The organism is Collinsella sp. AM23-17 (assembly GCF_003470945.1).
Classification (GTDB): domain Bacteria; phylum Actinomycetota; class Coriobacteriia; order Coriobacteriales; family Coriobacteriaceae; genus Collinsella; species Collinsella aerofaciens_O.
Window position 1 is genome coordinate 151,551 of record NZ_QRHU01000002.1, and the last position, 26,385, is coordinate 177,935.

At 58.7% G+C, this 26,385-nt stretch carries 26 protein-coding genes, 5 tRNA genes and 1 pseudogene; 13 read left to right on the forward strand and 19 right to left on the reverse strand.

Going from position 1 to position 26,385, the window contains the following annotated elements:
- Positions 1-46 precede the first annotated feature (46 nt).
- The 9 genes from DW645_RS01500 to DW645_RS01540 all read left to right on the forward strand — a co-directional run bounded on the left by DW645_RS01500 (position 47) and on the right by DW645_RS01540 (position 9,598).
- Positions 47-832, forward strand: coding sequence for a hypothetical protein (locus DW645_RS01500; protein WP_118225920.1), 786 nt, complete (start codon positions 47-49; stop codon positions 830-832).
- Positions 833-992: 160 nt separating this feature from the next.
- Positions 993-1,973, forward strand: a complete 981-nt coding sequence (locus tag DW645_RS01505) for an ABC transporter substrate-binding protein (RefSeq protein ID WP_118225922.1) — start codon at positions 993-995, stop codon at positions 1,971-1,973.
- A gap of 189 nt (positions 1,974-2,162) precedes the next feature.
- Entirely contained in the window at positions 2,163-3,086 is a 924-nt protein-coding gene (locus DW645_RS01510; protein ID WP_118225924.1) for an ABC transporter permease, read from the forward strand.
- Entirely contained in the window at positions 3,079-3,873 is a 795-nt protein-coding gene (locus DW645_RS01515) for an ABC transporter ATP-binding protein (protein WP_022093887.1), read from the forward strand. Before DW645_RS01510 ends, DW645_RS01515 begins: the two co-directional genes overlap by 8 nt.
- Positions 3,874-4,208: 335 nt before the next feature.
- The gene (locus DW645_RS01520) at positions 4,209-4,976 is read left to right on the forward strand and encodes a mechanosensitive ion channel family protein (RefSeq protein WP_117635370.1); all 768 of its coding nucleotides are present in this window, start codon (positions 4,209-4,211) and stop codon (positions 4,974-4,976) included.
- A 94-nt stretch (positions 4,977-5,070) separates the two neighbouring features.
- On the forward strand, positions 5,071-6,987 hold the full coding sequence (locus DW645_RS01525; protein WP_118225926.1) for a BMP family ABC transporter substrate-binding protein: 1,917 nt from the start codon (positions 5,071-5,073) through the stop codon (positions 6,985-6,987).
- A complete protein-coding gene (locus DW645_RS01530; protein WP_117639531.1) occupies positions 6,984-7,694 on the forward strand; it encodes a metallophosphoesterase in 711 nt (236 codons plus the stop codon). Before DW645_RS01525 ends, DW645_RS01530 begins: the two co-directional genes overlap by 4 nt.
- A 232-nt stretch (positions 7,695-7,926) precedes the next feature.
- Positions 7,927-8,487: an RNA polymerase sigma factor gene (locus DW645_RS01535; RefSeq protein ID WP_118225928.1), complete on the forward strand. Its 561-nt coding sequence runs from the start codon at positions 7,927-7,929 to the stop codon at positions 8,485-8,487.
- On the forward strand, positions 8,468-9,598 hold the full coding sequence (locus DW645_RS01540; RefSeq protein ID WP_117635373.1) for a DUF4179 domain-containing protein: 1,131 nt from the start codon (positions 8,468-8,470) through the stop codon (positions 9,596-9,598). Before DW645_RS01535 ends, DW645_RS01540 begins: the two co-directional genes overlap by 20 nt.
- A 351-nt stretch (positions 9,599-9,949) precedes the next feature.
- On the opposite strand, the gene DW645_RS01545 is transcribed toward DW645_RS01540, so the two are convergent.
- The 13 genes and pseudogenes from DW645_RS01545 to DW645_RS01600 all read right to left on the reverse strand — a co-directional run bounded on the left by DW645_RS01545 (position 9,950) and on the right by DW645_RS01600 (position 16,518).
- Entirely contained in the window at positions 9,950-10,639 is a 690-nt protein-coding gene (locus tag DW645_RS01545; RefSeq protein WP_118225948.1) for an isocitrate/isopropylmalate family dehydrogenase, read from the reverse strand.
- A pseudogene (locus DW645_RS09995) lies at positions 10,640-11,242 on the reverse strand (hypothetical protein); the annotation flags it as partial.
- A 310-nt stretch (positions 11,243-11,552) separates the two neighbouring features.
- Complete coding sequence (rplA, locus tag DW645_RS01550) at positions 11,553-12,260, reverse strand: 50S ribosomal protein L1 (RefSeq protein WP_089572518.1); 708 nt, start codon at positions 12,258-12,260, stop codon at positions 11,553-11,555.
- Positions 12,261-12,377: 117 nt separating this feature from the next.
- Positions 12,378-12,806, reverse strand: a complete 429-nt coding sequence (rplK, locus tag DW645_RS01555; RefSeq protein WP_022093893.1) for a 50S ribosomal protein L11 — start codon at positions 12,804-12,806, stop codon at positions 12,378-12,380.
- Positions 12,807-12,926: 120 nt separating this feature from the next.
- Positions 12,927-13,463 carry a transcription termination/antitermination protein NusG gene (gene nusG / locus DW645_RS01560; RefSeq protein ID WP_006234984.1) on the reverse strand — a complete coding sequence of 179 codons (537 nt, stop codon included), beginning with the start codon at positions 13,461-13,463 and terminating at the stop codon, positions 12,927-12,929.
- 3 nt (positions 13,464-13,466) lie between these two features.
- Positions 13,467-13,805: a preprotein translocase subunit SecE gene (secE, locus tag DW645_RS01565; RefSeq protein WP_118225930.1), complete on the reverse strand. Its 339-nt coding sequence runs from the start codon at positions 13,803-13,805 to the stop codon at positions 13,467-13,469.
- A 76-nt stretch (positions 13,806-13,881) separates the two neighbouring features.
- Positions 13,882-13,957 (reverse strand) — tRNA-Trp (locus DW645_RS01570).
- Between the two features lie 13 nt (positions 13,958-13,970).
- Positions 13,971-14,120 carry a 50S ribosomal protein L33 gene (gene rpmG, locus DW645_RS01575; protein ID WP_022093895.1) on the reverse strand — a complete coding sequence of 50 codons (150 nt, stop codon included), beginning with the start codon at positions 14,118-14,120 and terminating at the stop codon, positions 13,971-13,973.
- 279 nt (positions 14,121-14,399) lie between these two features.
- Positions 14,400-15,590 (reverse strand): elongation factor Tu, encoded by a 1,191-nt coding sequence (gene tuf / locus DW645_RS01580; protein WP_089572520.1) that lies wholly within the window; start codon positions 15,588-15,590, stop codon positions 14,400-14,402.
- A 96-nt stretch (positions 15,591-15,686) separates the two neighbouring features.
- Positions 15,687-15,763: transfer RNA gene (locus DW645_RS01585), tRNA-Met, on the reverse strand.
- 3 nt (positions 15,764-15,766) lie between these two features.
- Positions 15,767-15,842: transfer RNA gene (locus tag DW645_RS01590), tRNA-Thr, on the reverse strand.
- A 10-nt stretch (positions 15,843-15,852) separates the two neighbouring features.
- Positions 15,853-15,934: transfer RNA gene (locus DW645_RS01595), tRNA-Tyr, on the reverse strand.
- A 509-nt stretch (positions 15,935-16,443) separates the two neighbouring features.
- Positions 16,444-16,518, reverse strand: a tRNA-Thr gene (locus DW645_RS01600).
- 161 nt (positions 16,519-16,679) lie between these two features.
- Between DW645_RS01600 and DW645_RS01605 the strand changes: the two genes are divergently transcribed.
- Positions 16,680-18,020: a DNA-binding protein gene (locus DW645_RS01605; protein ID WP_118225932.1), complete on the forward strand. Its 1,341-nt coding sequence runs from the start codon at positions 16,680-16,682 to the stop codon at positions 18,018-18,020.
- 27 nt (positions 18,021-18,047) lie between these two features.
- Here the strand turns inward: DW645_RS01605 and DW645_RS01610 are convergent, their stop codons facing one another.
- From DW645_RS01610 to disA, 6 genes are all read right to left on the reverse strand, one after another.
- On the reverse strand, positions 18,048-18,725 hold the full coding sequence (locus DW645_RS01610; protein WP_055309418.1) for an NYN domain-containing protein: 678 nt from the start codon (positions 18,723-18,725) through the stop codon (positions 18,048-18,050).
- A 3-nt stretch (positions 18,726-18,728) separates the two neighbouring features.
- Positions 18,729-19,649 (reverse strand): 23S rRNA (guanosine(2251)-2'-O)-methyltransferase RlmB, encoded by a 921-nt coding sequence (gene rlmB, locus DW645_RS01615; RefSeq protein ID WP_118225934.1) that lies wholly within the window; start codon positions 19,647-19,649, stop codon positions 18,729-18,731.
- A gap of 143 nt (positions 19,650-19,792) precedes the next feature.
- Positions 19,793-21,259: a cysteine--tRNA ligase gene (gene cysS / locus DW645_RS01620; RefSeq protein WP_118225936.1), complete on the reverse strand. Its 1,467-nt coding sequence runs from the start codon at positions 21,257-21,259 to the stop codon at positions 19,793-19,795.
- Between the two features lie 3 nt (positions 21,260-21,262).
- On the reverse strand, positions 21,263-21,757 hold the full coding sequence (ispF, locus tag DW645_RS01625; protein WP_006234975.1) for a 2-C-methyl-D-erythritol 2,4-cyclodiphosphate synthase: 495 nt from the start codon (positions 21,755-21,757) through the stop codon (positions 21,263-21,265).
- On the reverse strand, positions 21,747-22,475 hold the full coding sequence (ispD, locus tag DW645_RS01630) for a 2-C-methyl-D-erythritol 4-phosphate cytidylyltransferase (protein ID WP_117758651.1): 729 nt from the start codon (positions 22,473-22,475) through the stop codon (positions 21,747-21,749). The genes ispF and ispD overlap by 11 nt, the downstream gene beginning before the upstream one ends.
- Entirely contained in the window at positions 22,475-23,515 is a 1,041-nt protein-coding gene (gene disA / locus DW645_RS01635) for a DNA integrity scanning diadenylate cyclase DisA (protein ID WP_369831362.1), read from the reverse strand. The genes ispD and disA overlap by 1 nt, the downstream gene beginning before the upstream one ends.
- A gap of 376 nt (positions 23,516-23,891) precedes the next feature.
- Between disA and DW645_RS01640 the strand changes: the two genes are divergently transcribed.
- The 3 genes from DW645_RS01640 to DW645_RS01650 all read left to right on the forward strand — a co-directional run bounded on the left by DW645_RS01640 (position 23,892) and on the right by DW645_RS01650 (position 26,335).
- Positions 23,892-24,470, forward strand: coding sequence for a manganese efflux pump MntP family protein (locus tag DW645_RS01640; RefSeq protein WP_117862247.1), 579 nt, complete (start codon positions 23,892-23,894; stop codon positions 24,468-24,470).
- Between the two features lie 128 nt (positions 24,471-24,598).
- The gene (locus tag DW645_RS01645; RefSeq protein WP_158556873.1) at positions 24,599-25,030 is read left to right on the forward strand and encodes a helix-turn-helix domain-containing protein; all 432 of its coding nucleotides are present in this window, start codon (positions 24,599-24,601) and stop codon (positions 25,028-25,030) included.
- Positions 25,031-26,335 (forward strand): type II toxin-antitoxin system HipA family toxin, encoded by a 1,305-nt coding sequence (locus DW645_RS01650; RefSeq protein WP_118225938.1) that lies wholly within the window; start codon positions 25,031-25,033, stop codon positions 26,333-26,335.
- Positions 26,336-26,385: the final 50 nt, after the last annotated feature.

Sequence of the window (26,385 nt, forward strand, 5' to 3'; positions counted from 1 at the left end):
TAGGCTCCATACCGTCGCCACCCAAAACGGAAAGGACGTGGGCGCCATGACCGAAACCGCTGTTGAAACTTACGAGACCACGACGAGGGGCGCCGCCTCGATGGCAGCCTATCGCGCCGTTCGCATCCTGCAACTATTGAGCGAACACACCGGTGAGGACAAGGCCATGCTTTCCGATGAGTTGATCCGGCGCCTCGCCCATCCCGACGACCCCGCCCGCATGCCCATCTCGGCGGCGCGGCGCAGCATCTACACCGCCATCTCCGCACTTCGCCATGCTGGATACGAAATTGAGTACAAGCGCGGCGTGGGGTATCGGCTCTTGACCCGTCCGCTCACCGACGAAGAGATCATCCGACTCCACGGCATGGTCATGCGCAACCGCTCTACGCCCATCGCCATTCGAAAAAGCATGGCGCAGCACCTGGTCGCCATGGCGAGTGCCGACGTTCGCGGCTACCTCGATGCACCCGAGCCTGCTCCAAGCGCAGGCGGCAAATCCACCAAGGCCACACGCACGCCCGTCAAGCGCATCGATGCCTGCGAGCTCATCGAGCAGGCCATCGACCACGGAACCACGGTGAGTTTTGATATTTCGAGTGTCACGGCACGCGGAGAGGTCGAAGTGGCACGGATGACACTCCGGCCCTTTGCCATCAAGCAACGAGACGGCATCTCGTATTTGCTGGGAACGGTCTATGACGCGCGAGGCGCCGATGACACGTTGCGTACCGTAGAGATCGGCCGAATGAGAAACGTCACCACACGTCTCCTCGACGGCAAGAAGCTCTTCGCCGCCCTGGACGAGGACGATGCCTCCTCCGCCGCATAAGACCCTCCGCCGCCCATTCGACTACCCGTACCGCCCATCCGATTCTGTATTAAAAAACCCGCCAGGCTGTTGTAAAAATGGACATCAGCGCTACTATAGTTCCACTTGCACTTTGTCCCAGTGCAGTGTTTCCAGCCATTTTTATACTGGGGGTAATGATATGAAGGACATCACCATCAGCCGCAGGAGCCTTCTGGTCTCCGCCGGTCTGCTCGCGCTCGCCCCGCTCGCCGGATGCGGCGGCAACTCTGGTTCCGGCTCTGCTGCCGCCGGTTCCGACTACACCATCGGCGTTCTGCAACTCACCGAGCACTCCGCACTCGATGCCGCCAACGACGGCTTTGTCAAGGCCATCAAGGAGAGCGGCCTTAAGGTCAAGATCGACCAGAAGAACGCCCAGAACGACCAGTCCACGTGTAAGTCCATCGCCGACAAGTTCGTGGGCGACAACGTCGACCTGATCTATGCCATCGCCACGCCCGCCGCACAGGCAGCTGCCGGCGCCACGGCCGATATCCCCATCGTGGGCTGCGCCATCACCGACTACGCCGCCTCCGGCCTGGTTCAGGACAACGATAAGCCCGGCACCAACGTCACCGGCGCCTCCGACCTTACCCCGGTCGCCGAGCAGCTCGAGATGATGCAGAAGGTCTTGCCCGACGTAAAGAAGGTCGGCCTGCTCTTCTGCACCGCCGAGTCCAACTCCGACGTCCAGATCAAGGCCGCCAAGAAGGAGCTCGACAAGCTGGGCCTGGAGCACACCGACTTCACCGTCTCGAGCTCCAACGAGATCCAGTCCGTCGTCGAGTCTGCCGTGGGCAAGGTCGACGCACTCTACTCCCCCACCGACAACACCATCGCCGCGGGCGCTTCGCAGGTCGGCCAGATTTGCAAGGAGAACAAGCTCCCCTTCGTGACCGGCGAGGAAGGCATGTGCATGGCCGGCGGCCTGTTCACCCTCTCCATCAACTATAAGGACCTGGGCTACGCCGCGGGCGAGATGGCCGTTAAGATCCTGAAGGGCGAGGCCAAGCCCGAGGATATGCCGATCAAGCACCTCTCGAGCAAGGACCTGGTCGTCGTCAAGAACGACGAGATGGCCGAGGCTCTGGGTATCGACCTTTCCGCTCTGGACGAATAACGCGTCTAGGGCCCGCACGCGCGCCACGGCTGCGTTATTCAATATCTGAGTCATTGGGGCGAACGCTAAAGGCCGGCGTTCGCCCTGCTTGTTTCAGGTAAAACAAAACGTCTGTCCGCCGCTCTTTTATGCATTGGTACCGCTATTATGGAAAATCACGTGTCCACCCTATCCTAGGAGGTATGAAGCATGCTCATTGCATTGCAGGGCGCCGTTTCGCAGGGCGTCCTCTGGGGCATCATGGTGCTTGGCGTGTTTATCACGTTCCGCCTGCTCGACATCCCCGATATGACCTGCGACGGCAGCTTTGCCCTCGGCGGCTGTGTCTGCGCCGTGCTCATCGTCAACAATAACGTCGACCCCTTGCTCGCCGTGCTGGCCGGCATGTGCGCCGGCGCCATCGCGGGCGCCGTCACGGGCATCTTGACCACCGTCTTTGAGATTCCCGCAATCCTCGCCGGAATCCTTACGCAGATCAGTCTGTGGTCCATCAACCTGCGCATCATGGGCAAGTCCAACACGCCCATCCTTGCCAAGGGCACTATCTTCTCATCCGTCAGCAACATGACGGGCCTGCCGCAGTCCACTGTTGCCATTATCCTAGGCATTGTGCTGGCCGTGGCCATCGTCGCCATCCTGTACTGGTTCTTTGGCACCGAGATCGGCTCGGCGCTGCGTGCCACCGGCAACAACGAGTACATGATCCGCGCCCTGGGCGTTAACACCAACACCACCAAAATGATCGCCCTCGTGCTCTCCAACGCCCTCATTGGCCTTTCGGGTGCGCTCATCTGCCAGAGCCAGAAGTATGCCGACATTGGCATGGGCACCGGCGCCATCGTTATCGGTCTTGCCGCCATCGTCATCGGCGAGGTGCTCGGTCGCCTGCTGCCCGGCGGTCTCACGCAGTTTAGCGTCCGTCTTGCCTCCGCCGTCTTTGGCTCCGTGGCGTACTTCCTTATCCGCGCCATCGTGCTGCAGCTGGGCATGGACGCCAACGACATGAAGCTACTCTCTGCCGTGATCGTCGCCGTGGCCCTGTGCGTGCCCGTGGTTTGGGAGCGCTATAAGCTCCGCAGCTCCTACACGAAGGGAGATGAGGCAGATGCTTAAGCTCTCGCACGTCAAGAAGACCTTTAACAAGGGCACCGTCACCGAGAAGCGCGCGCTCACCGGCGTCGACCTCACCCTCAACGATGGCGACTTTGTAACCGTGATTGGCGGCAACGGCGCCGGCAAGTCCACGCTGCTCAATATGATCGCCGGCGTGTATCCGCTCGATTCGGGTGTTATTGAGCTCGACGGCACCGACATCTCGCGTCTGAGCGAGTCGCAGCGCGCCAAGTACCTGGGCCGTGTGTTCCAGGACCCCATGCGCGGCACTGCAGCCGACATGCAGATCGCCGAGAATCTAGCCCTCGCCAAGCGCCGCGGCCAGCGTCGAGGTCTTTCGTGGGGCGTCACCAAGGCCGAAAAGGACGAGTACGTTGAGCTGCTCAAGCGTCTGGACCTTGGCCTGGACACGCGCCTCAACGCCAAGGTCGGCCTGCTTTCGGGTGGCCAGCGCCAGGCACTCACGCTGCTCATGGCCACGCTCACCAAGCCGCGCTTGCTGCTGCTCGACGAGCACACCGCGGCACTCGACCCCAAGACCGCCTCTAAGGTGCTCAATCTGACCGAGGAGATTGTCGACGAGAACCACCTGACCACGCTCATGGTCACGCACAACATGAATGACGCCATCCGTCTGGGCAATCGCCTGATCATGATGCACGAGGGCCACGTTATCTACGACGTGGCGGGCGACGAGAAGAAGTCGCTCACCGTCGCCGACCTGCTGCAGAAGTTCGAGGAGGTCTCGGGCGGCGAGCTCGCCAACGACCGCATGCTGCTGAGCTAAAACCTGCCAATAAGGGACAGGTTTATTTTGGCAGGTTTTATCTGCGCAAACGTCAAAACCGCCGCAAAGGAACAGATACCTTTGCGACGGTTTTCGCATATCATGTCGATAATCCAGCGTCAGCAGGAACCACTGGTTAAGAACTAAGGAAACTGCCATGAGAAGACTCCTTCCCCGTCTTGCTTGACCGCCGCACTCCTTGCCGGCGTGCTCGCCGGCGGCCCAGCTTACGCCACCGCGGCCACCCCATCTCAAGTTATCGGCCCGTCCGATGTGATCGGACGGGCTTTTTGGTGGGTATCATGGTTGAATGATCATTAGGAGGTTTTCCCTACATGGAATTGTTTGAACCGATTCTTCATTTCTTTGAGCAGCGCTGGGTCCACAACATCATCTGGGCCGTCATCTTGGTAATAGTCACCGCCATCGCCGCCAAGGTGGCATCCAAGACCCTGCGCCACCTACTCAACCGAGACGACAACCCGCTTCCCGCATCGAGCATCTTCATCAACATCGCGCGTGCCGTCATTTGGATGATCGGCGGCAGCTTTATCCTCGACAACTGCTTTGGCATTAACGCAAACGCGCTCGTCGCCGCTCTTGGCGTCGGCGGCATCGCCATCTCGCTCGGCTTTCAGGACACGCTATCAAACCTTATCGGCGGCATGCAAGTGACCTTTATGGGCATCATCAAGCCCGGCGACAATATCGAGGTCGGCGGCGTGTCGGGCGTGGTCCAGGACATCACTTGGCGCCACACGACCATCGAGGACGCCTGCGGACAGACCATCATCGTCCCCAACTCCAACATCTCCAAGAACACACTCGTGCACCTCATGCCCTTTGGACGCGTTGTCGTTCCCGTCGCGGTGAAGGACACGTCAAAGTGGGACTCGCTCGATGCGCTGGCAGACGAGCTCGCCTGTGCCACCAAGGTCGCCGTTTCACCCATCTCGGGCTTTGACAAGGAACCCTACGTGCTCTTTAGCGAGATCGGCGACTTTGGCATTAAGGGTAAGATCATCTTTATCGTCAGTGACGACAGCACCACCTTTACGGCAGCCGACGCCTGCATCCGCGCCATCGCCCCCATCATCGCCTAAAACCACCGCAAAGGGGACAGGCACCTTTGTGGTGGTTTCGCATCGTGGTACCATGGTTCATATCGTTGTTTAAACGACTAAGGGAGTAGACACCATGGAAGAGGCCTATCGTCAAGCGCGCAAGCGCGGCGAACAGGGACGCCGTCGCGCCATCAGCCAAAGCGAGCATCCATATCTTACGGACCTCGACAGCTTGGTCGCCCAGCTTCCCTGCGGGCAGCGCGAGAACATCGGCCTGCGGGACATTCCGCTCGAAATGGTCGTCGGCACGGTTACCAAAGGTCGCCAGTCCGCCTTTTCGTGTAACTTTATGCCGCTGCTCCCCTGGAATACCGAATTCGCCCGCAAATGGTCCAACCTCTACGATATCCAAATCTCCGAGGGCTACCGCGACCCCATCATCGTCACCGAGTTCATGCATCGGTTCTACGTCCAAGAGGGCAACAAGCGCGTCAGTGTCCTCAAATTCCTGGACGCCCCGACGGTTTCGGCCAAGGTCACCCGCCTCTATCCCGGAAAATGGGATTCCGTCGAAAGCCGCCTCTATGGCGAGTTCTGCGCGTTTTGGCGCGTCTGCCCCCTATACGAGATCGAGTTCTCGCGTGAGGGAAGCTACGAGACGCTCGCCAAGATGCTCGGTCAGAACCTTATCGAAAAATGGCCGCAGAAAAAGGTCGACTACCTGCGCCACACCTTCCTGCTCTTTAAGCGCGCCTACCTGCGCGCCGGCGGCGACCATCTGGACATTACGCCCGCCGACGCTATGCTCGTTTACCTCAACGTGTACAACCAAGACCGCTTGCTGGACACGCCGACGGATATCGTCGTAAACCGCCTGTGCAAGATTTGGCGCGAGTTGGTCATTGCCGGCAAAAGTGATGAGGAGAAGGTCGATCTTGTCGAGGCACCGAGTGTCGATGAGGAAGAGGCGCCCGCCAAGTCCACCTCCGGCGTGCTCAACTTCTTTATGGGCAAGACCGTCTACTCGGCGGCCAACCCTCTGCGCATCGCCTTTATCCATGAGTTCCCCTGTGCGACGTCGAGCTGGGACAGCCTGCACGACCAAGGGCGTCAGTATCTCGATGAGCATTTTGGCGGTATCGTGCGCACCGAGGCGTTCGAGGACTGTCACAATCCGGACGTGTTCTACGCCGCCGTGGAAACGGCTGTCAAACATGGAGCTAACGTCATCTTCTCGACCTCGCACCGCCTGATGGAATACGCGCTCAGAGCTGCCGTTGAGTATCCACAGGTGCGGTTCCTTAACTGCTCTATCGGCCTTCCCCACCAAAGCGTCCGTTCGTACTTTGGCAAGATGTACGAGGCCAAGTTCCTCCTGGGCGCCCTTGCCGCCAGTATGGCGGACAACCACCGTATCGGCTACCACGCGTCGGTCTTCGCCTCGGGCGCGCTTAGCGAGATCAACGCCTTTGCGATTGGCGCCTCGCTGCTCGACCCCCGCGCGCAAATTATCCTGACCTGGGGCGATGTGCCCGCCGGAGGCCTTGCCGAGGCCATGTGCCGCGAAGGCGTGAGCGTCATGACCGGCGCTGACATGTCAAAGTCGCTCGTAGACCCTACGGCCTACGGACTCCACCGCCTGGTCGATGGCAAGGTCGTCGGCATCGCCATGCCGGTCTGGAACTGGGGCCGATACTACGAGCTTATCGTGCGAAGCCTGCTGCATGGCACCTGGGATGAGACCAGTGACGACAGCCAGGTTCGCGCCGTCAACTACTGGTATGGCATGAGCTCGGGCGTCATCGACATTCGCTACGCTCCGGGCCTGCCCTATCAGACGCGCAAGCTTGTTCAGCTCCTCCGCAATGGCATCGTCGAAGGCTCCATCAATCCATTTGGCGGCGAGCTCCACAGCCAGGACGGCGTGGTTCAGATTGAGGGCTTCCCTCCCCTGCCGAGTACGCAAATTGTCGAGATGAACTGGCTGGCTGACAACGTTATAGGCTCGATTCCGCAGCTCGATAACGAGCCGGAGGTCCGTGCCCTATGAATATCCTAGCCATTGCCGATGTAGAGGAGCGCTGCCTGTGGGAATGTTTTCGCAAGGAGCGCTTTGAGGACGTTGACCTGATTCTATCCGCAGGCGACCTGGATCCGGACTATCTTGAGTTTTTGGTCACTGTCATCAACAAACCGCTTGTGTACGTTCGTGGCAACCACGACGACCGCTACGCGCGCCATGCACCGGGCGGGTGCATTTGTGTTGAGGACAGCGTATATGTGTACCGAGGTATTCGCATTGCGGGTCTGGGCGGTTCCATGCGCTACCGCGACGGCGCGAACATGTATACCGAGCGCGAGATGGCAAAACGCATGCGCAAGCTATCGCGAAAAATCGCACTGGTAGACGGATGCGATATTCTACTTACCCATGCACCCGTCGCAGGCATGGGCGACCTGGACGACCTGCCGCATCGAGGATTCGAGTGCTTTAATGCGGCTCTTGAGTCTTGGGGTCCCGACTATATGATTCACGGGCATGTGCACCAAAGCTACGGCCCCAACTTTCAACGCGAGCGCCAACACCCATGCGGAACGAAGATTGTCAACGCCTGCGGCTATACCAAGATCGAAATTGACGAGGCGCGCTACCCCACGCGCGGTTGGAAGGCCGCTTGGCTCAACTCGCAAACCATGCGCCGCGAGCTCAAACGCCACGAAGCAATCGAGTCTTCAACCGCCAGAACCCCCTGGTAACTGCCAACAACCACCACGAAGGGGATAGGCACCTTTATGGTGGTTTTGCTGACTCGTCCGACCTGTCCATCACGGTGCTTGTGTAATTAACGAGAACACTCATTGTTTTGTAAGGACGGCGCTCACGTGCCGTCTTTTTTTGTCAACTTATGCAGTCTCGACCGTGTTGTATGTAGAGGGACCTCGCGAGACGCCTTCCCTATATCCACCACGACCAATTGGAGGTGACACTATGCCTGCACGCCGTAACCGCAATAGCACGCTCCGATGCGATGCCGATCAGATCGAGCGGGAAGCAAAGCGCTTGGTCGACACGTATTCCGACCTCATCCTTCGATTGTGCTATTCGGCCCTTGGATCCGCTGACGACGCTCAAGACATCTGCCAGGACACGCTGATCAAGATTCTCCAACGCACTCAACCGTTCGACTCGCTCGAACACGAACGTGCTTGGGTGATCCGAGTCGCACTGAACGCATGTCGCGATATCGGCCGTACGCACGCGAATCACCCGGTTGTCGACCTCGATTCGCTCCCCGATTTCTACGCACCCGTAACACATACCGAGCAAGAATTCGCGCAACGCGACTGCGCCATTCTTTCCGCTGTCACGGCCCTGCCTCAAGCACAGCGCATCGCCATCTTTTTGCACTACTACGCAGGCATGAGCATCAGGGAAATCGCAGACGCCGTTCACGCGACGCCAGCTGCAACCGCCCAGCACCTTAGCCGCGGACGTGCGTCACTTCGGCTTTCCTTGAAAGGAGACCACAATGACTACGAATTCGAATGACTATCGCCACGCCCTGGAGCACATTTCGTTTACCGATAATGCGAAGCAGCACATGGCAAACTCGATTGCTCAGTCCGTCGCATCGAGCGATGCGGCGACCGCTCAAAGCAACTTTAATGGCACGCGACGCAAGCCGCGCATCGCCCGCCATCCCGTAAGAACAGTCGCTCGCATTGCCGCTGTAACGGCAGTCCTCGCTATCGTCATTGGAGGCGCTGGCACGGCTATGGCAACAGGCGTCCTGCCGCTTCCTTCTGACATGCTTTCCGACATCTTTGACGGACCTGCTTCTCAAACCGAGATCATCGACCGTATTGGCCGGCCCGTCGGTGCTAGCTGCTCCAACAACGGAGTCACCGTGACCGCCGACGCCATCATGGGCGACAAGGATATGGTTACCATCGCCTATACGCTTACGTTCGACGATCCCGCTGCCCTGAAAAAGCTTTCCGAGCCGGGCGAGAACGGAACTATCGCCGGAAGTGTCGATGGAAACGTATACGTTGATGGCGAGCATGGCGGCCAAGGCCAATCATGGCTCATTGACAAGAACCCCAATGACTCCAGCATTCAATACTTTGCACAGTTCAGCGTTGAATCACCCGGCCTTATGGGCAGGACCGTCCGCACGCATATCAACTCTCTCGTTGTGCCACGTGCTGGCAAAGAGCTTCCCGAGTATAAGAAAATACTTACGGGCCCATGGGATCTTAAGTTCCAGCTGAATTACGAAGATACATCCGTTACGATTCCCGCGCCCAAATCGGTCAACTTTAACGGCACCAAGGCGACGATTCAAGAGGCCACCGTATCCTGCGTTGGCGTTTCAGTCCGCTACAACATAGATCGTTCCATCGAACACGACAACAACAGCGGCAAGATGTCTCAAAACATGGAGGAGTCTATGGATGCCGTTGGCAACATACCCCTCATCGTGACGTTCAAAGACGGTCATGTTGAGGACGCAACCAGCCACAGCGGCTATTTCGCAAATAAACTGGATAACGGCACCACTGATGTCCACAAGACCTGGCCGTTCTCGCAAGTTTGTGACACAGACAAGATTGCAAGCGTACAAATTGGCGATACGGTCATTCCCATGAATTCGTAACGCTACGCGGCTCGTATATGCACCCGGTTCCGCACTTCGCGTCTAAAGATGCGCTGTCATCGAGCAGCGTGAGCGCAAGGCCGCCCGTATGGTCGGCTGGGAACACCTCGTTGCGCTAAAAACCACCACGAAGGGGACCGGCACCTTTGTGGTGGTTTTGCTGACTCGTCCGACCTGTCCCAACGGTTTGTCTCAATCTGTAACAGGTAGGGCCCAAATAATCGGTTAGCTGTTACAGATCGAGACAGACCACGGATGCTCAGCCGAAAATCTCAATCTGTAACAGGTAGGAACGATTTTGCCCCTTAGATGTTACAGATTGAGATATTTGACAGCTTGAATCGGCATCGCCTACAGCGCGGCGACGACCTTGTCGCCCATCGTCGTGGTGCCGAGGATCTTATCTGCCGGGGTGTTGACATCGGCGATGTCACGGGTGCGCCAGCCCTCGTCGAGCACGCGCGCCACGGCGCTCTCGATCCACGCGGCTTGCTCGCCCATGTCGAGCGCGTAGGTCAGCAGCATCGCCACCGACAAGATTTGAGCCAGCGGATTGGCCACGCCGAGCCCCGCGATGTCAGGAGCGCTGCCAGCACTCGGCCCAAACAGCGATACGCCATCATCCAGCGAGGCAGAGGCAAGCATACCGAGCGATCCGGTAATCTGAGCCGCCTCATCGGACAGGATGTCGCCGAACATGTTCTCCGTCACCACGACGTCAAAGTCTGCCGGTCGACTGATGAGCTGCATGGCGGCGTTGTCGACGAGCAGGTCCTCAAGCTCCACGTCGGAGTACTCCTCGTCTTGCACGCGATGCACGATCTCGCGCCACATGCGGCTCGTCTCCAGCACGTTGCGCTTATCAACGCTCGTCACCTTGCCGCGACGTTTGCGCGCCGCCTCAAATGCCTGGCGCGCAATGCGCTCAATCTCGTACTCGCGATACTCCATCACGTCGACCGCACGCTGACCTGCGCACCCGCAGCGCCCGCGCAGGTCACGGATGCGGGCGCCAAAGTCCCACGGCATGTTGTAGCCCATCGTATCGGGGATGTTCACGACCGTGGCACCGGCCTTTACGGCCGCCTCGATAATGCGCACCAGAAACTCCTGATCGGAGCGGCCGGCATCCTCGGCATAAAACTCAACATCGTCAACGAACTTGCGAGCATGTTTGACGGCATGGATCGCTCACTCAATTGCCCTTTCCTCAGTCATATGGAGCTTGTCGCGCAGGTGACTGGTGCTCACACCCAGCCCTGTATGGATACGGGGCCTCTGGGCCGTTTTGAGCGCCTCTGCAGCCACTTCGATATCCCTGTCGACAGCGCGCGTCAGGCCGCATACCGTGCATCGGTCGCCCGCAATCTTGCCAATCTCCTGTACGGAGCGAAAGTCACCAGGACTCGAGATGGGAAAGCCCGCCTCGATAACGTCCACGTTCATGCGCACCAGCTGGCGGGCGATGAAGAGCTTTTCCTCGGTATTCATGCTGGCGCCCGGCGACTGCTCACCGTCGCACAGGGTGGCGTCAAAGATTGTGATTTTGCGGCTTATATGTTCCTCCTGATTGACCGTTTTATGACAGATGGCTTTCAGGAGAGAGAGAAGGCCTAGAGATAGAAAAATACCCGTGTCGCTCATCACGCCTGAAAGCGGCAGACGATAGCGCACCCGGGTACAACAAATCGTTATAGCGAGATTACAACCCTAGCGCGCTATCCAATCTAGTAGCGCTAGGCCTAGGAGCTGTTGCGTGTTCTTAAACATGTTGGGCTCCCTTCGGCCTCGGGTAGTACTACATCGCGCTAAAGTACAACACAAGTAAAACCACCACAAGTGCCTGTCCCCTTCGTGGTGGTTTCGTTGACTCAAAAGCAAGAGACCCGGTCCTGCACGAGGCAGAACCGGGTCTCTTTAGCAATGCTTGCTTTGCTCAGGCAGTAACTGTTAGTTACTCAGCCAGGAAGTCGCGCTGGATAGCGGGATCGACCTTAACGCCAGGGCCCATGGTGGAAGACACGGAGATGGACTTGACGTACTTGCCCTTAGCAGAAGAGGGCTTGACGCGCAGGATCTCGGTGTACAGGGCAGCGTAGTTCTCGACGAGCTGCTGCTCAGAGAAGGACTTCTTGCCCAGGGGCACGTGGCAGATGCCGTAGCGGTCGGCGCGGTACTCAACGCGGCCAGCCTTGAGCTCGGAGACCATCTTGGCGACGTCCATGGTCACGGTGCCGAGCTTGGGGTTCGGCATGAGGCCACGGGGACCAAGGATCTTACCGATGCGGCCAACCTTGGCCATCATGTTCGGCGTAGCGATAGCGGCGTCGAAGTTGATCTCGCCCTTCTGAATCTGGGCGACAAGCTCGTCGGAACCGATGATGTCGGCGCCGGCAGCCTCAGCCTCGCGGGCCTTCTCGCCCTCGGCGAAGACGGCAACACGAACGGTCTTGCCGGTGCCGTGGGGCAGGGAGATGGAACCACGGATGTTCTGGTCAGCCTTACGAGTATCGATGCCCAGACGGAAGTGGGCCTCGACGGTCTCGTCGAACTTGGCGGTGTCGAGCTCCTTGATGAGCTTGGCAGCCTGAAGGGGGGTGTAGAGCGTGGCGCGGTCGATCTTCTCGGCAGCGGCGTTATAGCTCTTACCATGCTTAGCCATGTGCATTACCTCCTGTGGTTAAACGGGCGTGAGCCCTCCCACATCGTATCGTGTGCCCTATTGCACACATATAACGGGCGCCCCGGTCGGAGCACCCGTCATTACCTAAAGAAATCGCTACTCAGCGATGGTGACGCCCATGGAACGGGCGGTACCGGCGATGATCTTCTTGGCGGCGTCAATGTCGTTGGCATTGAGGTCCGGCATCTTGATCTCGGCGATCTTGGTGAGCTGCTCCTGAGAGAGCTGACCAACCTTGTCGGCCTGGGGCTTAGCGGAACCAGACTTGAGGTTCAGCTCCTTCTTGATGAGGTGAGCCGCCGGCGGGGTCTTGGTGATGAAGGAGAAGGACTTGTCCTCGTAGACAGAGATCTCAACGGGGATGATGTCGCCCTTCTTGTCCTGCGTCTCGGCGTTAAAGGCCTGGCAGAACTGCATGATGTTCACGCCAGCAGCGCCCAGGGCGGGGCCGACGGGAGGAGCGGGGTTAGCTGCACCAGCAGGAATCTGGAGCTTAATGACGTTGGCAACCTTCTTCTCAGCCATGGTCATTCCTTTCGAATCACGAGTGTGAAGTACTTGCTATATCGTAAGCACGCACGTGTTAGAAGCACTCCTGAGATGAGCAGTCACAGAAGAAGCACGCTCGCGCGAACGGACGAAAACTTAAGCGATGACAGCGACCTGGTTAAAGTCGAGCTCGACCGGCGTCTCGCGGCCAAAGATCATCAGCGTGACCTTGAGCTTGCCAGCCTCGGTGTTAACCTCGGAGACCTTGCCATCAAAGTCGGTAAGCGGGCCATCGGTGACGCGGACGGACGTGCCGACCTGAATATCAACCGAGGTGCGCTTGGGCGAATCGCCCTTACCGGGACGACGAGTCATCTTGTTGTACTCGTCGCGGGAAAGCGGAGCGGGCTTGCCGTTGCCGCCCAGGAAACCGGTGACGCCAGGCGTGTTACGAACGCACGTCCAAGCATCGTCATCCATCTCCATGCGGACCAGGACATAACCCGGGAAGATCTTGGAATCCTTGGTCTCACGCTTGCCACCCTCTTTAATCTCGGTGACGCGCTCCATAGGAATCTCGATATCAAAGATACGGTCCTGCATGCCCATAGTCTCGATGCGATGCTCGAGATCGGACTTAACGCGGTTCTCGTATCCAGAGTAAGTGTGAACGACGTACCAACGCTTAGACATGGTTTAGCCCCTCAATCCAGAGAACAGAGCAAGAGCCTCGCCAAAGCCAGCATCGAGCAGAGCGATGACGACGCCGACGACGATCAGAGAAGCGCAAACGACGACCGAGTAGTTCACGAGCTCCTTCTTATCGGGCCACGTGACACGCTTCATCTCGGACTTCACCGAAGCGAAATACTTCTTGGTGCGGGCGAAGAAACCAGGCTTCTCGTTCTTCTTGGACTTCACAGCCTTCTCGCTCTTCTTGGCAACGGCCTTCTTGGCCTCAACCTTGGAGTTGGCGGCAGCGTTGTTGGCAGGCGCCTGCTGCTGTGCCTTCTTCTTGTTCTTCTTGTTGGCCATTTGGGTTACCTCCGCGCAATGCGCTTATACATGAGTAAACCGTAAGCCCCCAAGTGGGAGCTTACGGAATAATGACTGGCACGCCAGGAAGGACTCGAACCCTCAACACTCGGTTTTGGAGACCGATGCTCTACCAATTGAACTACTGGCGTATATGACTAGAGACTAGCGAGTCTCTTTGTGCAGCGTGTGGTGACGGCACCAGGGGCAATACTTCTTGATCTCCATACGATCAGGCATGGTCGACTTGTTCTTGGTGGTCGTATAGTTGCGGCGCTTGCACTCAGTGCACGCAAGAGTAACTAGAGTACGCATGTATCCTGAACCTTTCATTTCCGCCCCGTACGGGCACGAGTTGTTACTTTATCAGCTCCACGTAAGTGCTGTCAATGAAAACCTCGAGTCAATTGGTTCTCGGTGGATCCATTCATATTTGGAACACATCAATGAAGCCATCGAGATCTAATCGACGGTGCATCCAGGACCATTATCGATCCTCTCGACACCAGCAACGGCTCAATATCCATTGCAGAAAAGAACCCGGCACCCAAATAAGTGCCGGGTTCTCTAAGTCAGCTATATCAAAGAGCTAATTTACTCAATGATCGTGGAGACGATGCCCGAACCGACGGTGTGGCCACCCTCGCGGATAGCGAAGCGCAGGCCCTCCTCCATGGCGATCGGGTGGATGAGGTCGCCCTCGATGGTGATGTGGTCACCAGGCATAGCCATCTCGGTGCCCTCGGGGAGCTTGACCGTACCGGTAACGTCGGTGGTACGGAAGTAGAACTGAGGACGATAACCATCGAAGAACGGGGTATGACGGCCGCCCTCCTCCTTGGTCAGAACGTAGATCTCACCGGTGAACTTGGTGTGCGGGGTAACCGAACCGGGCTTGCAGAGAACCTGGCCGCGCTCGATGTCCTCGCGCTTGATGCCGCGGAGCAGCAGACCGACGTTGTCGCCAGCCTCGCAGAAGTCCATGGACTTACGGAACATCTCGATACCGGTAACGACGGTGTTCTGGGTATCCTTGATGCCGACGATCTCGACGGGCTCGTTGAGCTTGAGCTCACCGCGCTCGACACGGCCGGTAGCAACGGTACCACGGCCGGAGATGGTCATAACGTCCTCAACGGCCATCAGGAACGGGAGGTCGTTGTTACGAGCAGGCGTCGGGATGTACTCGTCGACGGCGTTCATGAGCTCGCGGATAGCGTCCATCCACTTGGCGTCGCCCTCGAGAGCGCCCAGAGCGGAACCACGGATGACGGGGATGTCGTCGCCGGGGAAATCGTACTCGGAGAGGAGCTCACGGGTCTCCATCTCGACGAGGTCGATAAGCTCGTCATCGTCGACCATGTCGCACTTGTTCAGGAAGACGACGATGTAGGGAACGCCGACCTGACGGGCGAGCAGGATGTGCTCGCGAGTCTGAGCCATGGGGCCGTCGGTAGCAGCGATGACCAGGATAGCGCCGTCCATCTGAGCAGCGCCGGAGATCATGTTCTTGACGTAGTCAGCGTGGCCCGGGCAGTCAACGTGAGCGTAGTGACGGGAAGCGGTCTCGTACTCGACGTGGGAGACGGAGATCGTAATGCCGCGCTCGCGCTCCTCGGGAGCCTTGTCGATGTTCTCGAACGCAGTGAAGTCAGCCTTGCAGCCCTCGGTCTCGGAGAGAACCTTGGTGATGGCGGCGGTCAGCGTGGTCTTGCCGTGGTCGACGTGACCAATGGTGCCGATGTTAACATGCGGCTTAGTGCGCTCAAACTTCTCTTTGGCCATAAAGCCCTCCTCTTAACAGGTCGTCCCCGGACGGGACTTTGCCTTTATACCATAGTGGCCTCTCAACATACTATTGAGAAGCCACCGTGTTACCTATGGTAGCGGTGACTGGATTCGAACCAGTGACGCCACGGGTATGAACCGTGTGCTCTAACCAACTGAGCTACACCGCCGGATGGAGCCTGCAACCAGACTTGAACTGGTGACCTCTTCGTTACCAACGAAGTGCTCTACCGACTGAGCTATACAGGCACTTGACGGGTGGGAGCTATAGGATTCGAACCTATGTAGGCAGAGCCAACGGGTTTACAGCCCGTCCCCATTAACCACTCGGGCAAACTCCCAATCGTTCAAGTATCCGCAGGTCCTTTGGTCTTTTGGACCGCCGCCCCCGCGAACGAAAAAGATAATACGATGCAACCTTGGGGGCTGTCAACGAAAACCTCTAGATACACGGTGCCGGGCGTATCTATATACCTTTGACCTGCGGTTTTGCTGAGTTTAGATATGACGGACGGTGAATTTGCATGTAGCGGTGACATTTCCCGAGGGAACACTTTGTCATAGTAGAGTACGCTGGCTGGAACGAACTTCGATAACGACCCTCTTGCACTATTACATAGGTTGCAATCGGGCTTCCACGGCACGATCGAGCGTGGAAAATCCTCGCTCGATCAAGCAGACCATGGGCTTCACCGTTTTCATCTCGATCTGTAACAATAAGGAGGGTCTTCAGCCCACTCGTGTTACGGATCGAGACAAACCTGAAGCCTGGTGGGAGTCAAACCCGCTGACATGTCAACATAAATAGAAACGGGCCCTGTCCCACAAGGAACAGAGCCCGAAACTCTCATGGAGCCAGTGACAGGAATCGAACCTGCAACCCACTGATTACAAATCAGTTGCGCTACCGTTGCGCCACACTGGCACACTTGGCGCTTTCGCGCGAAGCCTGTTAAGGATAAAGGAATTACGGACGAGGCGCAACAGACCCTTCGACCGACCACATCTTAAAACTATTCGTCAAAACGAATAGTTTTAATTACAATGGAATAGATAAAACTGTTCGTTCTAACGAAGGGTTTCGCGATGCTTACTACCAAGGAAGCTGCCGAACTGCTCGGCATCACTCCGCGCAGGGTGCAGGAGCTCATAAAAAACGGAGCACTTGAGGCCCGGAAAGCTTCTGGCGTGTGGCTTATCGACAAAGACAGCGTAGACACGCGACTCCGCTCCGTGACCAAAACGGGGGGACGTCCCCGCCGCGGCCACGGTAAAAGCGAGATCGCATTCACCCTCATGAACCGCACGCACGAAGTCGCCCAGCTGGTCTACAGCACATCGCGAAAAGACTTTACCCACATCGGCGCCGACGTCGATCGTGCCCACGCCCCTATTGGAGTATTTGGCCCTAATAGCCCCATATCGCTCGACTCCTTCCGCATCTGGTGGCGCGGCCGCGGTATCCCGCTCGCACGCATTGGGCTAGCCTCCCTGCTTGCAGAAGCCGCAGTCGATGTTCCCGATGAACTCGTACAGCGAAATCTTGGCCTCTCCTTATCCGACCAGTATTGGATTAGGCCCCAAGGCTCCGGTCTCGCGTGGGAAGATATCAATTTCTTCAATAATGCTTTTGACGACGTCTCTCTCAGCATTGCGCCCTTCGCCCCAGAGGGAAAAGCGGCTGCCGCAAAGCCCGACAACACCTCGGACGGCAATCTTCAAAAGTACTGGACATGCGAGGGTGACCGTCGAATCCTCCACAAGGCAGGTGCGCATCTAAACCAGGAACCCTATAACGAGATGGTGGCGACTGCACTTCACCGTCGCATCCTAAACACTTGCGATTACGTACCCTATTCGCTCGAAGGCGCGGGTACTTCTGCCTTGAGCACATGCAATGTCTTCTTAACTGACGAAGAAGAATATGTCCCTGCGTTCTATGTAAACCAGCATGCAAATGCAGACGAGCGACTAACCGGTTACGAACGGTATGTAGCAAACTGCGAGGAGCTTGGAGCGACAGATATAAAAGACGCCCTTGACCGCATGATTGTATGCGATGACATCATTGCCAACTATGACCGTCATTGGCGTAACTTTGGCCTTGTGCGAAACGTCAACACGCTAGCCTGCAGACCTGCCCCCATCTTCGATTCGGGCTCATCGCTCTGGTGCAACGTTTCTCTAGAGGAGCTTAAGGCAGGAGAGCACAGTTTTACCAGCGCGCAGTTTCATTCAAGCCCCGCGAAACAAATGCTGCTTGTTGAGGATATGAGCTGGTTTGACGGCGACAAACTCGAAGGCTTCGTTGACGAGGCAATCGAGATTCTGTCCAGAAACGACGCGCTCACGGCAAGGCTGCCATATCTAAAAGAGGCGCTTACATGGCGCCTCCGTAGAATGATCGACATCGCTGAATGGAGTTAGCGAGACAGCGCCGCGCCGGCAGCTCCCCTACCTCCCGCGAAGGGCCTTGAGCTTGGCCAGGGCATCGGGGCTCAGGCGACTGCCCAGAGTCATCTTGATCTGCGGAGCTTCCTCTGCCTCGTGAACGTCGTTGTCGATCTGTTTGATCTCGTCCACCAGCATACGGCTCGAGATGCGCGTGACGCCCTTGCCCATGACGACGGCCTGTATTGTGCCGTCACTCGATACCACGGAGCACGCGCGGCCTTCCTCACGCGCCTCGATGCAGAGCTTCTGCACCACGGTATCGGCAGAGACGCCCGTCGGCGAGAACTCGATGCGCACGCCGCGGGCCGGTAGGTTGGGGCGCTCGTTGGAGATGTTGCCCGCGCCGTCGAACACGATCACGGCCTCGTAGCGGCCCTGGGCAAAGGCGGCGACGTCGTTGATAAGCGCAGTACGAGCCATATCGTGGACGTCGCTGGAATATGGATCGTCGGAATGGTCGTAGACGAGCTTTTCGTAGCGCGGCGTGCAGTGAATCACGTTGTAGCCGTCGACCACCAGCAGCTCGGGCTTATTGGAGTGCACCGTCGAGACCGGGTCGGCGATGGCCTGCGCAAACGCATTGCCGCCCACGCCATAGGTCGCGGCCGAAACAATCGGCTTGGCCGAGCCCTCGCCAAAGCGCTTGGCCTTGGACTTGGCGCGGTTCTTCTTGGACATGCGCTACTCCTCCCCCATGAGCTCGCCGGCATTGCGGCGCAGCCACTCAAAGCACAGCGCGGTGGTCGCCTGGGCCACGTTGAGACTCTCGGTCATGCCGCGCTGGGGAAGCTTGGTCAAAAAGTCGCATTTCTCGAGCACCAGGCGCGAGATGCCGTCGCCCTCGGAGCCCATGACGAGCGCAACGCGGCCCTCGAAGGGAGCATCCCAGCAGCTGCCCTCGGCGTGCTCGGAAGCACCGCCCACCCAAAAGCCGGCGGCCTTGAGGTCGTCAAGCGCTCGGGCGATATTGGGAACCTGCGCGATGGGCAGGTGTATGACGGCACCAGCGGAGGTTTTGTAGCTGCCCACGGTCACACCGGCGGCGCGCTTGTTGGCAATGATGACGCCCGCTGCGCCCACGACCTCGGCAGAGCGCACGATCGCACCAAAATTGCCATCGTCGGTCACATGGTCGAGCACGACGACGAGCGCCGGTCCTTCACACGCGCGATCGAGAATATCGGCGACATCGGCATAGGGGAAATTGCCCACCTCGAGCGCAATGCCCTGGTGAGCGCCATGGCTCGACAGCGCATCGAGCTGCGTGCGCGGCACATACTTAATGCGGACGTCCGCGGCGTTGAGGTCGTCGACCAGGCGCGACAAGGCGGCATCGCGCTCCCCGCCCTCGGCGATGAGCGCGCACTTGACGGGAAAGCCGGTACGCAGTGCCTCGGCGGCAGCACGACGACCTTCGATAAACTCGCCCTTGGGAACCTGAACGTTGTCGCGGTTGCGATCTCGCTGCGAACGCGCAGCCTGGGCTTGGGAGCGCTCGCGCTGGCCCTTGGGAGTGGCAGCGCGGTCGTTGCGGCGAATCGGACGCGAGCCAGAAGCAGCCTGCTTGCCTCCACGCGGTGCACGTTTGCGATTGTCGGCCATAAAACGGCCTCCTTAAATAGATAACGAACAAGAATCGACCGTCCGAGCCACGGCACCTTGCCTTTCAATCGTTGGGCATGACCACCAGGTCTATGCCCTCCTCTTTCAAGGCAATCTGCCGCACCTCGAACGGTCGACAAATACTAGAGACTCTTAATACGAGTACCCGCGGCCGTATCTTCAATCGTCAGGCCCAGGTCCTTGAGCTGGTCGCGGATGGCGTCGGCCAGATCCCAGTTCTTGGCGGCACGGGCCTCGGCACGGGCCTCGAGAATCTTGGCAGCGGCCTCGTCCACGTCGTCACCCGTGTAGGCGACCAGGCCGGCGGCAACGCCCAGCAGGCCCAGCGGCAACTCGACCTTGGGCTCGGGGAGCTCGACGCCAAACGTATCGAGCAGCTCGACCAGCGTATTGGCAGCAGCAAGCGCAGCGGCCTTGTCGGCAGCATCGCCCGCCTGCTCCAGGTACTGGTTGCACTCGGTCACAAAGCCAAAGACAGCACCCATGGCACCGGCAGTGTTAAAGTCGTCGTCCATGCACTCCTTAAAGGCGGCACGGGTCTCGGCGGCCTTGGCGGCAAACGCCTCAGATGCTGCCTCATCGGCATCGGCCGCCGCATGGTTCGCGGCCCAGCGCAGGTTCTCGACCGTACCGGCGATACGCGTAAGCGAGTTCTCGGCACCCTCCAGGCGCTCCCAAGAAAAGTCGAGCGGCGAGCGATAGCTCGTCTGCAGCATCAGCAGACGCAGAGCAGCAGCGGAGTGCTGCTCGAGGACCTCGGCCAGCGTAAAGAAGTTGCCGAGCGACTTGGACATCTTCTCGCCGTCTACCAGCAGCATGCCCGTGTGCATCCAGGTGTTGGAGAAGCCCTGGTGCCAGGCGCAGGTGGCCTGGGCGCACTCGTTCTCGTGATGCGGGAAGGCAAGGTCGGAGCCGCCGCCGTGGATGTCGATCGGGGTGCCCAGGTAGCGATGCACCATGGCGGCGCACTCGGTGTGCCAACCGGGACGGCCTTCGCCCCAGGGGCTCGGCCAGCTGGGTTCGCCGGGCTTAGCGGCCTTCCACAGGGCAAAGTCGAGCGGGTCGTTCTTGTCCTCGTTCTCCTCGATGCGCGCGCCAACCATAAGGTCGTCGATGTTGCGGCCCGAGACCTGACCATAGTTGGGATCGCTGCGCACGGCAAAGTACACATCGCCGTTATCGGCTGCGTAAGCGTGGCCCTGCTCGATAAGCGTCTTGATCATAGCGATCATGGGGCCGATCTCCTTGGTGGCGCGGGGGCGCACATCGGGATCGAGCACGTTGGCGGCACGCATGACGCCGATGAACTTGTCGGAGAACTCCGTCGCGACCTCGGCGGCCGTGCGGCCCTGCTCGTTGGCGCGCTTGATGATCTTGTCATCGACATCGGTGAGGTTCTGGGCGAACGTGACCTCGTAGCCGCTCGCGATGAGCCAGCGACGAATCACGTCAAAGCTGATGAACGTGCGGGCATTGCCGATGTGGATGTTGTCGTAGACCGTGGGGCCGCACACGTACATGCGGACCTTGCCGGACTCGATGGGCTGGAACTCTTCCTTTTTATGGGTAGCGCTGTTGTAGATACGCATTCGTTACTCCTTAACGGTTTTCTGTAGCAGGCAGACGGCCCAGGCACCGATTCCCTCGCCCTGGCCTTCCCAACCGAGCTTTTCGGTCGTAGTGGCGGCGACGCCCACGTTTTCGACGTCAACGCCCAGAGCATGGGCGAGGTTGGCGCGCATGGCATCGCGGTGCGGGGTGATCTTAGGCTGCTGACAGGCAATGGTGCAGTCGGCATCAACAAACTCAAAGCCCAGCTCACGCGCATAGTCCATCACGCGGGCAAGCAGCACCATCGAGTCGGCACCCTCGTAGGCGGGATCGGTATCGGGGAACAGTTTGCCAATGTCTCCCCCGCGGCAGGCGCCCAGAATGGCGTCGGCCAAGGCGTGCGCAAGCACATCGGCATCCGAGTGGCCCAGCAGGCCGCGCTCGTAGGGGATGTCAACCCCGCCGATGATACATCGACGCCCCTCCACCAGACGGTGAACGTCGTAGCCATGGCCAATGCGCAGGTTACTGAACATGGGGAAGGTCCTCTCCCTCGGCCATGCGACCGAGCAGAATCGCGGTTACGGGACGCAGGTCCTCGGGCACCGTCACCTTAAGGTTATCGCGCGGGCTCTGGACACAGCGGACGCGCCCGCCCATGCGCTCGACCAGCGATGAATCGTCGGTGCCGATAAAGCCCTCGGCGATAGCAGCGGCGTGAGCGCGCTTCATGGCGTCGACGCTAAAGATCTGCGGCGTCTGCGCGGCCCAATAGAGCTCGCGCGGCGGCGTCTCGACGATGTTGTCGCCATCGACGATCTTGAGCGTGTCGATGGCAGGCTGGCCGCACACGACGCCGTCGAGGGCACGGTCGCCCACAAGCACGTCGATCGCATGATCGATGGCCTCGGTCGTAATGAGCGGACGGGCGCCGTCGTGGATGGCGACATATTCGAAACCCGCCGGAGCCGCATGCACGCCGGCACGGGTGGAATCCTGGCGGGTCTCGCCGGCATCGGCAAAGCTGATGGGCGTGTCATAGTCAAACGGGTCGATGGCCAGGCGGCGCATCTCGGCACGGCGCTCGGAAGGACACACCACCACGATGTGGCCGACCTTATTGCTACGGTCAAATGCGCGGATAGACCAGCTCATGAGCGGACGGCCCGCCACGTTAACGAGCTGCTTGCCGCCGGGATTTCCAAAGCGCTGGCCACTGCCGCCGGCAACGACCACGGCGCATACGGGCGCCATTATGCGTTCCCCTGTTTGGTGCCCTTCATGCGGTACAGGGAGTCCGCAAGAATGGCAGGGTTGTTGACGCCAAAGTCGCCTAGGCGCTCCGGATCCTCGCTGATGTCGTCCATGAGCTCCTGCAGCGATCCATACTCGTCGACGATCTTCTCGGCCACGCCGTCGCGCACGACGGACACGCGCGAAAGCGTGCGCAGGCCCAGCGGTGTCATGACGGAGTCCTCGTCCAGGTCGTCGTAACCCAGAACCGCCGCCACATGCTGCGGGTCGGACAAGTCCTTGGGCGTCATACGGCTCAGGTTGGCGCGGATCTTTTCGGCATTGGCCTCGGAGGAATCGCTCGCATAGTCGCGAATCATCAGGTCGTACTCGGTATCCATGCTGGAGCCGGCGAGCTGCTCGAGCTGCATCTGCACGAGCTTGCCCTGGTTGCCCAGCTTGACAATGCAATCCTTAAGTTCGGTCTTTGCCTGCTGCATGATCTCGAAGCTCGAGAAAATCCCGGTAATGTCGGCGAGCGTAACGTAGTCGTCGAGCTCGAGGGCCGTCAGGCGCAGCAGGGAGCGGTCGAGCGACTGACGGGTAGTCTGGAGCGTGGCGACGAGCTGGTTGACCGAGCTCATGATGGTGGTGACGGGCTGGATCTCGTAGCTCTTGCCGTGAACGTACACGTTGACGACGGCACGACGGGCCGAGACCGAGATCACGATGGCATCCGTGAGCACCGACATGCGGGCGGCGGTGCGGTGACGCATGCCCGTCTCACTCGTGGCAAGCGAGGGATCGGGATTGAGGTGGAAGTTGGCGCGCAGGATCTGGGTGAGGTCGCCGTCGATGACGATGGCGCCGTCCATCTTGGAAAGCTCGAACAGGCGGTTCGAGGTAAACGAAATGTTGAGCGGGAAGCCGTCGTTACCAGCAGCGAGCACGTTTTCGGTGTCGCCGACGCAAATAAGAGCGCCCAGGTGACCAGCAATGATCATGTCGAGGGCGGTGCGGATCGGCTGGCCAGGTGCCGTCAGGCGGATGGCCTGTTCCATACGCTTTTGCAGCTCGTTCTTATCCAAGGCATCGCTCCCATCGCATACGCTCCATAAACGCTAAATAGTTTCTCACGGTTTGTCCCCGCGGCGCTCGCGAAATCCGATGCTTACAGAATGAGCGAACACCGCTGAGAGCCTCAACCCAAATGAGCTGTTCATGTGGTAGCATCGGGATTCACATGAATGAGGGAGTAGTCGCGTGACCGGGTTCGCCTCCGGTGGCGCGGCAAGTCAACATACTGGCCGACACGGTCTGGCTTGCCTTAATGAACGAGACTCGTGGTTGTACGCGCGGCGCGTACGCCACGGGTCTTTTTTGTTGCTCCCCTGTCAGAAGTACACGCGGGTTCGCCCGCAAGGAGGGAGCCAAACCATGGGACTCGTAGAGCTCGTGCTGCTCGCCATTGGCCTTTCGATGGACGCCTTTGCCGTATCCATCTGCAAGGGCCTTGGCATGAAGAAGATCAACCTTAAGGTCGCCGTAGTGCTCGGCCTGTTCTTTGGCGGCTTCCAGGCCGGCATGCCCGTAATCGGATGGGCGCTCGGAAGTCAATTCATGGCCATCATCGGACCTATCGACCATTGGATCGCCTTTATCCTTTTGGCCTTCATCGGCGGCAAAATGCTGTGGGAGGCTTTTACCGAGGACGAGGATGAAGGCGACGGCAAGAATGCCGAAAAGATTGAACTGAGCGAGTACCTGATCCTCGCCATCGCCACCTCAATCGACGCCCTGGCCGTGGGCATCTCGTTCGCCGCGCTTTCGGTCGACATCGTTCCCGCCGTATCGCTTATCGGCGTCACAACGTTTATCTTCTCCGTCGCCGGCGTAGCGATCGGCCACACCTTTGGCGCGCGCTACGAAAAACCTGCCACCATCGTGGGCGGCATCGTGCTCATCCTCATCGGACTTAAGATCTTGCTTGAGCATCTGGGGATTTTGGCGCTGTAACGCCAAACACAATCGCTCAAAACTCAACGCCAGTACAAGGCCTAATGCAAAGTTTTGCATGAGGCCTTTTCGTGCAGACTTTTGCATGTCATACTGATATGCAAAAGTCTGCACGTTAGGAGATCGCCGTGAATACCCTTCCCATCACCACACCGCGCCAAGCTGGCATCTACGTGCGCCAGGCACGCGAGGCTCAGGGTCTCACCCGTGCCGCCCTCGCCAAAACGGCCAGTGTTTCGGAGCGCCTGCTCGCATCGCTCGAGCTAGGAGACGCCACCGGCATTCGACTCGACAAGTTGCTGTCCGTCTTTAACGCACTCGGCATAGGTCTCTTTGCGCAAAGCGATAACGACTCCATCGCATCGCCCTCCGAACATCCGACGACGAAAGCGGACCTCCCTATCGCGAACTCGAATGCCCTGCCAAAGCCAAGCGTAGGCAGACGACCCGCTCGACAGGGAACGCCATCTTCCTATGGTGCCTTGCTGGCCCAAATCGCAGCCGAGCAAGGCCTTTCCGACACTTCAGACCTCTCCTTTGGCTGTAAGGTTGTGAAATAAATGGCAGAGATGGAGCTTGCGACCCTCATTTGTGGCGAAATCGCAGGCACTCTCCGGCAAGACGAGCATGGACTCTGCAGCTTTGTATACGCCCCAACCTATCGCGGAGCACCACTATCGCTTACAATGCCGCTTTCCAATCGCACGTATGGCCATAACATCGTCCGCCCGTTCCTATTTGGCCTTTTGCCCGACAGCCAAGAGCAGCGTCGCGCCATTGCCACCGAGCATGATGTTGCATCTAACAACCCCGTCGCCCTCTTGTGCCATATCGGTCTTGACTGCGCGGGGGCCGTTCAGTTTTGTCGAGCCGATCAATTAGACGCCGTCCGTGGCAGGGTCTCCGCATACCGCCCGCTTACCAATTCTCAAATCGCTCACAAGCTTAAAGCAATTCGCGATGACGAAAGAGAGACATGGATGGGCTCCAACGAAAGCTGGTCCCTGGGCGGCAACCAAGGCAAATTTGCACTAGCTTGGCATGATGGCCAATGGTACGAATGTCTAGGGTCATCCCCCACTACCCATATCTTCAAAAATGGTGTCGTCGGGTTCAAACATCAGGCCTTAAACGAATTCGTCTGCATGAAAACGGCTCGGCGTGTTGGCATTCCAACTGCCAACGTCTCCTATTGCACATTTGAAGACGAAGCCGCACTCGTCGTTGAACGGTACGACAGAATGGTCAATAACAGCGGAAGTATCGAAAGGCTGCATCAGGAGGACTTTTGCCAGGCGCTCGGTGTATTGCCAAGCCAGAAATACACCGCCGACGGAGGACCAACCACACGAGACATCCAAGAACGACTGATTAACACAGTCCCCCACCACATGAATCTTGTGCTTTTTACCTATATGTTGTTCTATAACGCCATTATCGGAGCGCCTGACGCACACGCTAAAAACTACTCGCTCATCCTAGGCAAAGGCACAAACGCGGCACTCGCACCCATGTACGATGTCGCATCGGGCTTGGCGTATGAGAGCATGCGACGTCGGGCACGCCTTGCTATGAGCGTTGACGGCGAAAATCGTGTGGGGCGTATCGGTCCAGGTGCCATCCGCCGATACCACGGTATGGGCGACCCCGCACTGGAGGCGGCGCTCACCGATGCCGGGCTATCTGAGAAGTTTTGCTTTGCGACCATGATGGACCTCGCCTACGAGGTGCCCATTTGCATGGAAGAGGTCATGGACGAATACGCCGACCTACCCGGCATGGCGGACCTGCGCGAGCATATGCTCGGCCCCGTCCGCGAAAACTGCCAGCGCACCCTCGACCTCATTAAGGCGGATATGGGCTAGGTGGCCGCAATTTCCCATTTCCCAAAAGAAGAGAGGGGGCACCCATCGCA